Genomic DNA, 12755 nt, shown 5'->3' with positions numbered 1-12755 from the left:
TCAGTCCGCTTCGCCTCGACGTTCCGGCGTGATCGCCGGGCTCAGTCGCGGCGGGCGGCCTTCTTCTGCGGGCGCAGGATGAAGCCGAAGATGCCGTTGATCACCGAGATGATGAGCGCGGCGAGCACGCCCCACCAGAAGTCGCCGACCGTCAGGCCCCAGCCGAAGCCGCTCGTGATCCAGGCGGTCAGCCACAGCAGGAATCCGTTGATCAGGAAGCCGATCAGGCCGAACGTGATGATGTAGAGCGGGAACGCGACGATCTTCACGACCGTGCCGATGATCGTGTTGACGATGGCGAAGATCGCGGCCACCGCCAGCAACGTCAGCACCACCTGCAGGGTCTCGCCGGGCGGGAACGCCCTGATCGTGACCTGGAGGGCGGGGATCAGCGTGACGACCCAGATGGCGAAGGCGTTGACGACGACGCGGATGATGAAGCGCATAGTCCGACCAGTGTCGCACGGACGCCGGCGAGAGTCAGCTGCGAGCGGTGCTCACGGGAATGCGGTTCGCGCGGATACGTCGCTCAGACTCGTCGAGATCGATCGCACCGGAGGCCACTCCGACGACGAGGTCGAATGCGTCGTCGGTGGTGAAGCGGTGCTTCCATCCGTTGATCCACAGGAACGCGACGAGGCTCGTCCACGCTGTCCGCTTGTTCCCGTCGAAGAGCGGATGATTGCGCGCCAAGGATTCGAGGAGAGCAGCAGCTTTTCGGTCGATGGTCGCGTATGCGTCGTCGCCGAAGAGCGACGCGGAGGGTCGAGCGAGAGCCGAAGCGAGCAGTCCGGCGTCGCGGACATGGAAGCCGAGTCGTTCGACGATCTGAAGGCCGTCCGCCAGAGTGAGGTACTCGGTCATGCGTCTTCGAGGCGCTCGAGCAGGGCCTTGTCATTGTCGAGCACGAAGTCGACGGCGGAATCCACGAGAGCCGAGCGGCTCGTGTCATTCGCGAATCGCGTCGCCGCCTCGATGATCACCGCGTGCTTCGACATGTGCCGCGCACGCGCGATCGCCTCGAGCTGTGCATCGAGTTCTTCCGGGAGCCGCACCGTCATCGCCATACCAAAATGGTACCACTGCGCTTCTCCGCCCGACAGGGTGCCTGCCGCGCCATCCTGACCTGTGCCGCTCCCTCGTAGACTCGACGCGTGACCGAGCCGATCCTGCCCCGTATCCGACCCGCCATCGCCGCTCTCGCGCCGTACCGGCAGGGCAAGCAGGCGGGGCCCGACGCGTTCAAGCTCTCCAGCAACGAGAACCCGTTCGACCCGCTCCCGTCGGTGCTCGAGGCGCTGCAGCGCACCACCCCGATCAACCGTTACCCCGACGCGACCGCCGGTCGTCTGCGCGAGCGCCTGGGTGCGCGTTACGGCGTCGACCCCGAGCAGGTGCACGTCGCCTCCGGCAGCGTCTCGATCCTGCACCAGCTGATCCTCGCGACCGCCTCCGTCGGCGACGAGGTCATCTACGCCTGGCGCTCCTTCGAGGCGTACCCGAGCCTGCCGCTCGTCGCCGGTGCGACCGGGGTCCAGGTGCCGCTCACCGCCGACTCCCGCCACGACCTCGACGCGATGGCGGATGCGGTGACCGAGCACACCCGCGCGATCATCCTGTGCACCCCGAACAACCCGACCGGACCGATCATCACCTCGGCCGAGTTCGCGGCCTTCGTCGAGCGCGTGCCGAGCGACATCCTGATCATCCTCGACGAGGCGTACGCCGAGTTCGTGACCGCACCGGATGCCGTCGACGGTCTCGCCGAGCGCGTGTTCGACCAGCACCCGAATGTCGTGGTGCTGCGCACCTTCTCGAAGGCCTACGGTCTCGCCGGCCTCCGCATCGGGTACGCGATCGGCCACGAGAAGGTGCTGGACGCCGCACGCACCACCGGCATCCCGCTCTCGGTCACCTCCGCTGCTGAGAACGCCGCCATCGCGAGCCTCGATGCCGAGCCCGAACTCCTCGAGCGCGTCGCCATCATCGTCGAGCGGCGCACCCGTCTCGTGGAAGGTCTCCGCGCGCAGGGCTGGGACGTCCCCGACTCCCAGTCGAACTTCGTGTGGCTGCCGGCAGGCGAGCGCACCGACGAGGTGGCTGCCGCGTTCGTCGAGAACGACCTCATCGTGCGTCCCTTCTCGGGCGACGGCATCCGCATCTCCGTCGGCGAGGAAGCCTCCCTCGACCGCGTGCTCGAGGTCGCCGCCGCAGTTCGCTGATCCGCGCTCGCCGCGGCTTTCCGCGGTTTTCTCCGGCTTCCGGGCAGTTACGAGGGCGTCCTAGGTATGCGTGACCGGGCATGCCGACGCGGGTAGCGTGAGAGCGTGACCACCCCCGAGACCCCCCTTGTGAGCGTTCTGGACGAGACCGGACGGTTCGCGCCGTCCGCCGCCGCCGAGCGGTATCTCCCCCTGATCGAGGCGATCAGCGATGCGGAGCTCGAGCAGTTCTACCGTGACATGGTCGTCATCCGCGCGATCGACACCCAGGCGACGAACCTGCAGCGGCAGGGCCAGCTCGCCCTGTGGCCGCCGAGCCGCGGACAGGAGGCGGCGCAGGTCGGTTCCGGTCGTGCGGCCCGCGCGCAGGACACGATCTTCCCGTCGTACCGCGAGCACGCCGTCACCCGCATCCGCGGCGTCGACCCCGTCGACATCATCAAGCTGATGCGCGGCGTCTCCCACGGCGGGTGGGACCCGACCGACCCGAAGAACGGCAACACGCGGCTCTACACGCTCGTGCTCGGCTCGCAGGTGCTGCACGCCGCCGGCTACGGGATGGGGCTCGTCTTCGACGGGCGCACCGGCACGGGTGAGATCGACCGCGACGAAGCCGTCATCACCTACTACGGCGACGGGGCCTCCAGCCAGGGCGACGTGCACGAGGCGATGGTCTTCGCCGCGAGCTACCAGGCGCCGACCGTCTTCTTCCTGCAGAACAACCACTGGGCGATCTCCGTGCCGGTGTCGACGCAGTCGCGCGTCCCGCTCGTGCAGCGCAGCGCCGGTTACGGCATCCCGAGCGTCCGCGTCGACGGCAACGACGTGCTCGCCAGCTACGCCGTCTCGCGGGTGGCACTCGACGAGGCCCGCAGCGGCAAGGGCCCGCAGGCGATCGAGGCCGTCACCTACCGCCTCGGCGCGCACACCACGAGCGACGACCCGACGAAATACCGCGGCAGCGACGAGGAGCAGTACTGGGCCGGTCGTGACCCGATAGTCCGGATGCGCGCGTTCCTCGAGAACCGCGGTGCATCCGCGCAGCTGTTCGCCGATGTCGAGGCCGAGGCGGCGGATGCCGCGGAAGACCTTCGCGCCCGCAGTGTCGAGCTCGGACCCCCCAGCGTCGGCAAGATGTTCGACCACGTGTACAGCGAACCGCATCCGCTGATCGACCAGCAGAAGGCCTGGCACGCGCAGTACGAGGCGTCGTTCGAAGGAGAAGCCCGATGACCCTCGAGACGATGCCGCTCAGCAAGGCGCTGAACGCGGGGATGCGCAGGGCGATGGAGAACGACCCGAAGGTCCTGCTCATGGGCGAGGACATCGGCAAGCTCGGGGGCGTCTTCCGTGTGACCGAGCATCTGCAGCGCGATTTCGGCGACCGTCGGGTGCTCGACACCCCGCTCGCCGAGTCCGGGATCGTCGGCACCGCGATCGGCATGGCGATGGTCGGCTACCGTCCCGTCATCGAGATCCAGTTCGACGGTTTCGTGTTCCCGGCGTTCGACCAGATCACCACGCAGCTCGCGAAGCTCACCAACCGGCACGAGGGCGCGCTCAGCATGCCGATCGTGATCCGCATCCCTTATGGCGGGCACATCGGCGCGGTCGAGCACCACCAGGAGAGCCCGGAGGCGTACTTCGCGCACACTCCGGGCCTGCGCGTAGTCTCGCCCTCGACGCCCAACGACGCCTACTGGATGATCCAGGAGGCGATCGCCTCGAACGACCCCGTGATCTTCATGGAGCCGAAGAGCCGGTACTGGCAGAAGGGCGAGGTCGAGCTCGGCGCCTCCGCCGTTCCGCTGCATTCCTCGCGCGTCGTGCGGACCGGCAGTGACGTGACGCTCGTCGGTCACGGTGCGATGGTCACCACGCTGTTGCAGGCCGCCGCGCTCGCCGAAGCCGAGGGCACGAGCTGCGAGGTCGTCGACGTGCGCTCGCTGTCGCCGGTCGACTACGAGCCCATCCTGGACTCGATCCGCAAGACCGGGCGCATGGTCTACGCGCAGGAGGCCCAGGGCTTCGCCAGCATCGGCGGCGAGATCGCGGCCACCGTCATGGAGCGCGCCTTCTACGCGCTCGAGGCGCCGGTGCTTCGCGTCTCCGGCTACGACACCCCGTTCCCGCCGGCGAAGCTCGAGGGCGTGTATCTCCCGGATGCCGACCGCATCCTCGAAGCCGTCGACCGCTCCCTGGCCTACTGACCGCCCGCTCGGCCGAAAGGACTCGTCATGAGCACGCAGAACTTCAACCTCCCCGACGTCGGGGAGGGCCTGACCGAGGCGGAGATCGTCGCCTGGAAGGTCGCCCCGGGCGACACGGTCGCGATCAACGACGTCATCTGCGAGATCGAGACGGCCAAGTCGCTCGTCGAGCTGCCGTCTCCGCACGCGGGCGTCGTCGGCGAGCTGCTCGTCGCCGAGGGGGCGACGGTCGAGGTCGGTGCGCCGATCATCACCTTCGTGACGGATGCCCGTGACGATGCCGGCCCCGGCGTCGTCGCGACGGCCGAGGCCCCCGCGCCGGAGGAGGGCGGCGGCTCGGTGCTCGTCGGCTACGGGACGGGCGGTGGTGCCACCTCGCGCCGCAAGCGCCCGGCCGAGCGCCCGGTCCGCTCCTCGGTGGGCGTGATCGCCAAGCCCCCGATCCGCAAGCTCGCGCGCGATCTCGGCGTCGACCTCACCGCGGTCGCCGCGACCGGTGCCGACGGCGAGGTCACCCGGGACGACGTGGTCAAGCACGCCTCGCAGGCGAGTGTCTTCCGCAACATCGAGACGCCCGAGTGGGGCGACGTCCGTGAAGAGACCGTGCCCGCGCCCCAGGCCGCTCCGGCCGGACTCGCGCGGGGCCTCACCGCGACCCGTCCCTCCGCCGCCGGCGACGACCGCACCGAGTCGATCCCGGTCAAGGGTGTGCGCAAGGCCACCTCCTCTGCCATGGTGCAGAGCGCGTACTCGGCTCCGCACGTGACGGTGTGGAAAGAGGTCGACGCGAGCCGCACGATGGAACTCGTGAAGCGGCTCAAGGCCTCGCCCGACTACGCCGACATCAAGGTCTCGCCGCTGCTCATCGTGGCCAGGGCCGTGATCTGGGCGGCTCGTCGCACGCCGATGGTGAACGCCGCCTGGATCGAGACGGATGCCGGTGCCGAGATCGCCGTGCGCCACTACGTGAACCTCGGCATCGCCGCCGCCACCCCCCGCGGCCTGCTCGTGCCGAACATCAAGGACGCGCAGGACCTGAGCATGAAAGACCTGGCGCGGGCGCTGAACCGCCTGACGCTCACGGCCCGTGAGGGCAAGACGCCGCCGGCCGATCAGCAGGGCGGCACGATCACGATCACCAACATCGGTGTGTTCGGGATGGATGCCGGCACCCCGATCATCAACCCCGGCGAGGCCGGCATCGTGGCGATGGGCACCATCAGCCAGAAGCCGTGGGTCGTCGACGGCGAGGTGCGCCCGCGCTGGGTGACCACGGTCGCCGGATCGTTCGACCACCGCGTGATCGACGGCGACGGCATGAGCCGCTTCATCGCCGACGTCGCCTCCGTGCTCGAGGAGCCCGCGCTGCTGGTGGAGTGAGCCCGCGGCGTCGAGGCCTGGACGCGGCATCCCGCTCAACTTGATAATGGTTCTCATTAGCGTTTAGAGTGAAGGCATGAAGAAGCCCGTCGTCGTCCTCGCCCTCGTATCCGTCGCCGCTCTCGCGCTGGCCGGATGCTCCACCACCCCGGCAGCGGGAGAGGGCGACGACGGCACCATCACGGTCGTCGCGAGCACCAACGTCTACGGGGACATCGCCGCGCAGATCGGCGGCGACCGCGTCGAGGTCGAGTCGCTCATCACCTCGGCCTCGCAGGACCCGCACTCCTACGAGGCGACCGCGCGCGATCGCCTCACGGTGCAGAAGGCCGACCTGGTGATCGAGAACGGCGGCGGCTACGACGCCTTCGTCGACACCCTGCTGCAGGACGCGAAGGACCCGCACGTCGTCACGGCGGTCGAGTTCTCGCACGATTTCCCCGGCAACGAGGGGCACGACGAGGCCGAGCACGACCACGCCGACGAAGAGTCCCACGACCACGATCACGCCGAGGGCGAAGAGGGTCACGAGGGGCACAACCACATCGAGGGCTTCAACGAGCACGTCTGGTTCGACCCGCACACGATGATCCATGTCGTCGAGGCGATCTCCGACGAGCTGGCCGAGCTCGACCCCGACGGCGCGAAGGAATTCGCGGCCAACGCCGACGAGATCGTCGCCGACCTGGAGGGCTTCGAGGCCGACCTCGAGACCATCAAGACGGATGCCGCAGGGGCCACGGTCTTCATGACCGAGCCGCTGCCCGGCTACCTCGCCGCCGCGGCCGGCCTGACCGACGTCACCCCCGAAGGGTTCGCCGAGTCGGTCGAGGAAGGTACCGATGTGGCTCCCGCCGTGCTGCTCGAGGCGCTGAAGGTGATCGAAGACGGGCAGGCCACGGCCTTGCTGACCAACGCGCAGACCGGAGGAGCGGAGACCGAGCGGGTGGAGGCGGCCGCAAAGGATGCGGGCATCCCCGTCGTCGCCTTCACGGAGCTGCTCGAGGACGGATCGTCGTACTCTGAGTGGATGAGTGACGCGATCAAGAGCCTCGCCGCCGCCGTCCAGCCGTGAGTGGGGGCGCTCCGGTCCTCGAGATCACCGACGCCGCACTCCAGCGCGGGGATCGCGAACTCTGGTCAGGGCTCGACCTGACGGTGCAGCCCGGTGAGTTCATCGCGGTGCTCGGCCCGTCCGGGTCGGGCAAGACCACGCTGCTGCGCAGCATCCTCGGTCTGCAGCCGCTTTCCTCGGGGTCCATCCGTGTCGCGGGGGAGCCCGTGCACCGCGGGAACTCCCGCATCGGCTACATCCCGCAGCAGCGCAACCTCGCCCCCGACACCAGCATGCGAGCCCGCGACCTGGTGGGCCTCGGCGTCAGCGGAAGCCGGTTCGGGTTCCCGATCCCGCATCGCGGCGACCGCGCCAAGGTCGACCGGCTGCTCGACGCGGTCGGGGCCTCGCACTTCGCCGATCGTCGCGTCGGCCTGCTCTCGGGTGGCGAGCAGCAGCGGCTGCGGGTCGGTCAGGCCCTCGCCGACGAGCCGGCGCTGCTGCTGTGCGACGAGCCACTGTCGAACCTCGACCTGGCCAACCAGCTGGCCGTGACCGACATCATCGACCGCCAGCGCCGCGAGCGCGAGGCCGCAGTGCTGTTCGTCACGCACGACATCAACCCGATCCTCGGCCGTGTCGACCGCATCCTCTACATCGCGGGCGGCCGGTTCCTCCTGGGCACTCCCGACGAGGTGCTGCAGACCCGCGTGCTCAGCGACCTCTACGGCACCCCGGTGTTCGTGCTCCGCGCGGGCGACCGGCTGGTCGTCGTCGGTGTTCCGGATGCCGAGCCGCACCACGACCACGGCGACCACGAGCACGGAGGAGCGGCATGAGGCCCCTGGTCGACTGGAGCGACGTCTTCTCGTTCCAGGACTACGGCGAGCTTGTCGCCCTGCTGTCGAACTCGATCATCGCGGGTGCCGTCCTCGGCATCGTCGGCGGACTGATCGGCGTCTTCGTGATGCAGCGCGACCTCGCGTTCGCGGTGCACGGCGTGAGCGAGTTGTCGTTCGCGGGTGCCGCCGCCGCCCTGCTGTTCGGCGGCAGTGTGGTGTTCGGGTCGTTGGCCGGCGCCCTGATCGCGGCGATCCTGATCGGCATCCTCGGCGCCAAGGCCAGGGACCGCAACTCGATCGTCGGGGTGCTGATGCCGTTCGGCCTGGGCCTCGGCATCCTGTTCCTCTCCCTCTACGACGGCCGCAGCGCCAACCGGTTCAGCCTGCTCACCGGCCAGATCGTGTCGGTGTCGAGCCCCGACCTCGGCTGGCTCATCGGCATCAGCATGGTCGTGCTGCTGGGGCTGCTCGTGATGTGGAACCCGCTGCGCTTCGACTCGCTCGACCCGGAATCGGCTGCTGCGCGCGGAGTGCCGACCCGTGCCGTGAGCCTGCTGTTCATGGTGCTGCTCGGCCTCATCGTCGCGGTGAGCGTGCACATCATCGGTGCGCTGCTGGTGATGGCGCTGCTGGTCACACCCGCCGCCGCCGCGATGCGGGTCACGGCCGGCCCCATCGCGGTGCCACTGCTGTCCGCCCTGTTCGGATTCGTCTCGGCCGTCGGCGGCATCCTGCTCGCCCTCGCCGGCACGCTGCCCGTGAGCCCGTACATCACGACCCTGTCGTTCACCATCTACGTCGTGTGCTGGATCGTGCAGAAGACACGGGCTCGGGTGAAGCGCGTCCGGGCCTGAGTCATGCGCGGGCGCGTCCACTCCCAGCCCTCGCCAACCCCTGCGGCCTAGACTCGTCTCATGGCTCAGCGGAACACCTGGCAGCGCGAACGCGTGCGCGAAGCACTCGCGGACGCGCGCGGTTTCGTGAGTGCGCAGAATCTGCACGCCTCGCTGCGTGACGACAACACCGGCATCGGCCTCGCCACCGTGTACCGCGCGCTCGCCGGCCTCGCCGCTTCCGGTGACGCCGATTCGCTGCAGAGCCCCGAGGGTGAGGCGCTGTACCGCGCCTGCACGACGCAGGGTCACCACCACCACCTCATCTGCCGGTCCTGCGGCCTGACGGTCGAGATCGAGGCCAAGGACGTCGAGCAGTGGGCGCACCGCACCGCGGCGCTGCACGGATTCACGGATGCCGCACACGTGGTCGACATCTTCGGGCTGTGCACACCGTGCACGAACAAGCGAGACGCCGAAAGGGCTGCGAACGCGTGAGCCCCTCGGCAGGTACGGCGACCCGTCACGGTCACACGCATCGCCCGGCGCCGTCCGCGCGCTCGGCCTGGATCGGAGTCGGTCTCGGCGTCGTCATCATCGCGGCGCTGTTCCTGATCGACGCCTTCGTGCCCACGCTCTTCCCCGCAGCCCTCCCCACCCGCGCGCAGGACGGCCTCACCCTCGCGCTGAGCGTGCTGATCGAGGCGCTGCCGTTCGTGATCCTCGGTGTGCTGCTGTCGATCGTGGTGCAGGTGTGGCTGCCGCCCGATGTCATCCACCGCTGGCTGCCTCGGCGCGCCTGGGCCCGTCGTGCCGTGCTGTCGCTGCTCGGCATGCTGATCCCGGTCTGCGAGTGCGGCAACGTGCCCTTCGCGCGCGGGCTGATGATGCGCGGGCTCGCTCCGGCCGAGGCGATGACCTTCCTCATCGCGGCGCCGATCGTGAACCCGATCGTGATCCTCACCACGCACGCGGCGTTCGGCTGGGACGGCGGCATCCTGGTCGCCCGCCTCGTCGGCGGCTACCTGATCGCGAACCTGATCGGCTGGATCTACAGCCGCCACCCCGACCCCGACGGCATGCTCACGCAGCGCTTCGTCGACACCTGCGACCGCGTGACGCACGAACCGGGCACGCCGGTGCGCCGCAGCCTGACGCAGTTCCTCGTCGAGCTGCGCGCCGTGATGCCCGCGCTGGTGATCGGCTCGGCGCTCGCCGGAGCCGTGCAGGTGCTCATCCCGCGGGAATGGCTGCTGGCCATCGGGTCGAACCCGGTGCTGTCGATCGTCGCGATGATGATCCTCGCGATGACCGTCGCCATCTGCTCGAACGTCGACGCCTTCTTCGCGCTGTCGTTCGCCTCGACGTTCTCGTCCGGTGCGATCGTCGCCTTCCTGCTGGTCGGTCCGCTCGTCGACGTCAAGATGCTCGCGCTCATGCGCACCACGTTCACGACGCGCACCCTCGTGGGCATCGTGGGCATCGTGCTCGCCTCGGCCTTCGCCATCGGGATCGGGGTGAACGTCCTTGTCTGAGCAGACCGCCATCCGCGCCCGCGCGCTCGGCACCCGCTGGCTGGGTGTGGGGCTCGCCGCCGTGATCTCGGTCGTCACGCTCGGCCTCGGCCTCACCGGGCGTCTCAACCTCTACATCAGCCCCGAGTCGGTGTGGTTCGCGTGCACCGCCGCGGTCGTGACACTGGCCGGCGCGATCTGGTCGTGCACGCTCCCGCTCGGCGAGGAGGGCGATCACGGGCACGATCACGGGCCCGCTCCGGTGGTCGCGGAGGGCTCGGATGATGCCGATCACGGCTCGCACCCCGCGTCGCCTCGACGTTCTCTTGCGGGTGTCGGTGCCGTCGCGGGCGGAGTGATCGCCACGGGCGTCGTCGCGGCCGCACTCGTGCTGCCGCCTGCCTCGCTGTCGGTCGAGCTGGCGATGTCGCGCGCGGGCGAGCAGAGCGCGCTGTTCGCGGGGTCGGACACCGTGGCGCTCGGCGTCGCCGACACCTCCACGTTCGGCGTGGGGGACTGGGCGAGCGTCTTCGCCGCGGCCACGAACACCGCCGCCTATGACGGCGCACCGGTGACCCTCACGGGCTTCGTGACACCCGATTCCTCGGGCGATGACGGCGTGAACCTCACCCGACTGGTCATCACGCACTGCGTGATCGACGCGCAGACCGCGGCACTCCCGGTCGACGTCGATCCGGATGACTACGCGACCGGACAGTGGGTCGAGATCACCGGGACCGTGCGCGCGGATGCCGACGGAAAGCTCCGTATCGAGCCGACCGATGTCGTCGCGATCGACGAGCCGGGGGATCCGTATGAGTACTGACGACGATCGCCCCGAGGTGCCCGCCGTTCCGCAGACTCGTGCGGAGATGCGCGCGGCCAGAGAGGCAGCCGAGGCGGCCGAGGCGGAACGGATCGAGCGCGCGCTCGCGACGCACCATGAGCCCGAGCCGAGCGCCGAGGAGCCGCGTGCCGATGCGGGCGGGACTGCTGCTCGTGAGGCCGCCGCCCGGGAAGCTGCTGCCCGCGAAGCCGCCGTCCGTGAGGCGGGCGATCGCGAGGTCGCGGAGCAGGAAGCCGCCGCCCGCAAGATGGCCGCCTTCGAGGCCGCTGCGCGGGAAGACGCCGAGGCGACGGCGCTTCCCTCCGTCCCTCTCCCCACGGAGCCCGTCGTCGTGGGTGCGGCCCCTTTCGTCGCGGACCCTGACGCTCCCGATGCCGCCGCCGACACCGAGGCCGAAGCCGAGGCTGAGGCTGAGCCGCGCGATGCGGCGTTCGATCCGGCCGATTCTCGCGAGCCGTCCGCACGCGAACCTGCCCGCACCCCCGCGACGTCGCGCCGCTTCCTCCTCACGATCGGCGCGGTCCTCGGCATCCTGGTGCTCGTCGGCACCGCGTTCGGGATCGTGAGCCTCCTGCAGGGGCCACGGATCAGCGAGGTGCAGGTCGACACCGCGCAGGCGATCGAATCGTCCGGGAGCCGGGTCATCCTCACGGCGAACCAGGCGCTCTCGGACATCGATCCCGAGCAGGTCACCGTCGAGCCGGCCGTGCCGTTCACCGTCGATGCCTCCGGCCGGGGCGTCGGTGTGCGCTTCACCGTTCCGCTCGACGACTCCACGAAGTACACGGTGCGTGTCGCCGATGTCACCGGTGCCGGCGGGGGTCCTGCGACCACGTTGACGACGAGCTTCGAGACCCCGGCATCCCACATCTTCATCCTGCGCCGCGATGTCGACGGCAAGGACAAGATCTTCCTCACCGACCTCAAGGGCGACGGCGTCGCAGTCTACGAGCACGACAAGATCAACGACTTCCGGGCGACCTCGAACCAGCTCGTCGTCGCGGTCGAGGAGGGCGAAGGGTCCCGGCTGCTCGTGATGGATCGTGATGGGAAGAACCAGCGTGAGCTGAAGCTTCCCGGTGAGGGCGACGTGGGCGCGATCCAGGTCTCCGAGCGCGGCGGCCTCGTCGGCTACAGCTACTCCGACCGCAAGCTGAGCGACGACGAAGGTCGGGCGAGCGTGCTGGTCACCCAGTCGCTGAACGGCAAGGACGACCCTCAGATCATCGAGGTCGCGGGCAAGGAGGCGAGCGTTTTCGTCTGGCAGTTCGTGCCCGACAGCGCCGCCGTGCTGTTCATCGACTTCGACGGTGCGCTCTCCCTCGTCGACCGCTCGACCGACGCGGGGGTGCAGTCCCTCGGACTCGCGGCGACCATCCAGGGCATCTCCCGTGGCACGTACACGGCGATCGTCGAGCGGATCGACGGCACAGCGGTCGAGCTCGACCTCGCCGACGGATCCGAGGAGCCGCTCGCGGCATCCGATCCCGACTACGGCACGGCCACCTCGATCACCCCGTTCCCCGGTGGCACGCTCCGGCATGTGGTCTCGCGCGACGAGGCGGGGCTGCCGATCGGACAGGCCGTGATCCGTGTCGACGATGACGGGAAGGCCACCCCTCTGGTCGAGGTGAGCTCGGCGGATTCGATCCTGCAGGCGTGCGCATCTCCGAGCGGCCAGTACGCGGCGGTGGCCATCGCCCCCGACCTGGCGAACAACCCGTACGACGGGATGCGGCTCCCGCTGCCCGAGAACGTCGAGACGCACCTGATCGACATGGAGTCGGGCAAGGAGATGGTGGCCCTCACCGGTTTCGACGTCTCCTGGTGCCAGACGGCACCGCGGTTCTGAC

Annotated in this window: 14 protein-coding genes; 11 read left to right on the top strand and 3 right to left on the bottom strand. The window is 69.4% G+C overall.

The features are described 5' to 3' along the window. Positions 1-41 precede the first annotated feature (41 nt). From CQ034_RS15295 to CQ034_RS15285, 3 genes are read right to left on the bottom strand one after another with little or no spacing between them, the layout of a single operon-like run. A complete protein-coding gene (locus CQ034_RS15295; RefSeq protein ID WP_029264370.1) occupies positions 42-446 on the bottom strand; it encodes a phage holin family protein in 405 nt (134 codons plus the stop codon). A gap of 34 nt (positions 447-480) precedes the next feature. Then, entirely contained in the window at positions 481-864 is a 384-nt protein-coding gene (locus CQ034_RS15290; RefSeq protein WP_105711712.1) for a type II toxin-antitoxin system death-on-curing family toxin, read from the bottom strand. Beyond that, entirely contained in the window at positions 861-1067 is a 207-nt protein-coding gene (locus CQ034_RS15285) for a ribbon-helix-helix protein, CopG family (RefSeq protein ID WP_105711711.1), read from the bottom strand. The genes CQ034_RS15290 and CQ034_RS15285 overlap by 4 nt, the downstream gene beginning before the upstream one ends. Before the next feature lie 87 nt (positions 1068-1154). Between CQ034_RS15285 and CQ034_RS15280 the strand changes: the two genes are divergently transcribed. The 11 genes from CQ034_RS15280 (at position 1155) to CQ034_RS15230 (ending at position 12754) form a co-directional block, all read left to right on the top strand. Beyond that, on the top strand, positions 1155-2222 hold the full coding sequence (locus CQ034_RS15280) for a histidinol-phosphate transaminase (RefSeq protein ID WP_105711710.1): 1068 nt from the start codon (positions 1155-1157) through the stop codon (positions 2220-2222). A gap of 105 nt (positions 2223-2327) precedes the next feature. Next, positions 2328-3455: a thiamine pyrophosphate-dependent dehydrogenase E1 component subunit alpha gene (locus tag CQ034_RS15275; protein WP_105711709.1), complete on the top strand. Its 1128-nt coding sequence runs from the start codon at positions 2328-2330 to the stop codon at positions 3453-3455. Next, positions 3452-4432, top strand: coding sequence for an alpha-ketoacid dehydrogenase subunit beta (locus tag CQ034_RS15270; protein ID WP_105711708.1), 981 nt, complete (start codon positions 3452-3454; stop codon positions 4430-4432). Before CQ034_RS15275 ends, CQ034_RS15270 begins: the two co-directional genes overlap by 4 nt. A 27-nt stretch (positions 4433-4459) precedes the next feature. Then, complete coding sequence (locus CQ034_RS15265) at positions 4460-5812, top strand: dihydrolipoamide acetyltransferase family protein (protein WP_105711707.1); 1353 nt, start codon at positions 4460-4462, stop codon at positions 5810-5812. Positions 5813-5888: 76 nt separating this feature from the next. Continuing rightward, the gene (locus CQ034_RS15260; RefSeq protein WP_105711706.1) at positions 5889-6887 is read left to right on the top strand and encodes a metal ABC transporter solute-binding protein, Zn/Mn family; all 999 of its coding nucleotides are present in this window, start codon (positions 5889-5891) and stop codon (positions 6885-6887) included. Next, complete coding sequence (locus CQ034_RS15255) at positions 6884-7705, top strand: metal ABC transporter ATP-binding protein (protein ID WP_105711705.1); 822 nt, start codon at positions 6884-6886, stop codon at positions 7703-7705. The genes CQ034_RS15260 and CQ034_RS15255 overlap by 4 nt, the downstream gene beginning before the upstream one ends. Beyond that, on the top strand, positions 7702-8562 hold the full coding sequence (locus tag CQ034_RS15250) for a metal ABC transporter permease (RefSeq protein ID WP_029264379.1): 861 nt from the start codon (positions 7702-7704) through the stop codon (positions 8560-8562). Before CQ034_RS15255 ends, CQ034_RS15250 begins: the two co-directional genes overlap by 4 nt. A 60-nt stretch (positions 8563-8622) precedes the next feature. Then, complete coding sequence (locus CQ034_RS15245) at positions 8623-9039, top strand: Fur family transcriptional regulator (RefSeq protein ID WP_029264380.1); 417 nt, start codon at positions 8623-8625, stop codon at positions 9037-9039. Next, entirely contained in the window at positions 9036-10076 is a 1041-nt protein-coding gene (locus tag CQ034_RS15240) for a permease (protein WP_105711704.1), read from the top strand. Before CQ034_RS15245 ends, CQ034_RS15240 begins: the two co-directional genes overlap by 4 nt. Then, positions 10069-10881 (top strand): TIGR03943 family putative permease subunit, encoded by an 813-nt coding sequence (locus tag CQ034_RS15235; RefSeq protein ID WP_081859923.1) that lies wholly within the window; start codon positions 10069-10071, stop codon positions 10879-10881. Before CQ034_RS15240 ends, CQ034_RS15235 begins: the two co-directional genes overlap by 8 nt. Beyond that, complete coding sequence (locus CQ034_RS15230; protein WP_258134232.1) at positions 10871-12754, top strand: hypothetical protein; 1884 nt, start codon at positions 10871-10873, stop codon at positions 12752-12754. The genes CQ034_RS15235 and CQ034_RS15230 overlap by 11 nt, the downstream gene beginning before the upstream one ends. The last annotated feature ends 1 nt before the right edge of the window (position 12755 follow it).

The organism is Microbacterium sp. MYb45 (genome assembly GCF_002979655.1).
In the GTDB taxonomy this organism is placed as follows: domain Bacteria; phylum Actinomycetota; class Actinomycetes; order Actinomycetales; family Microbacteriaceae; genus Microbacterium.
The sequence above is the reverse complement of the archived record's forward strand: the minus strand, read 5'-3'. Positions and strand labels throughout refer to the sequence as shown.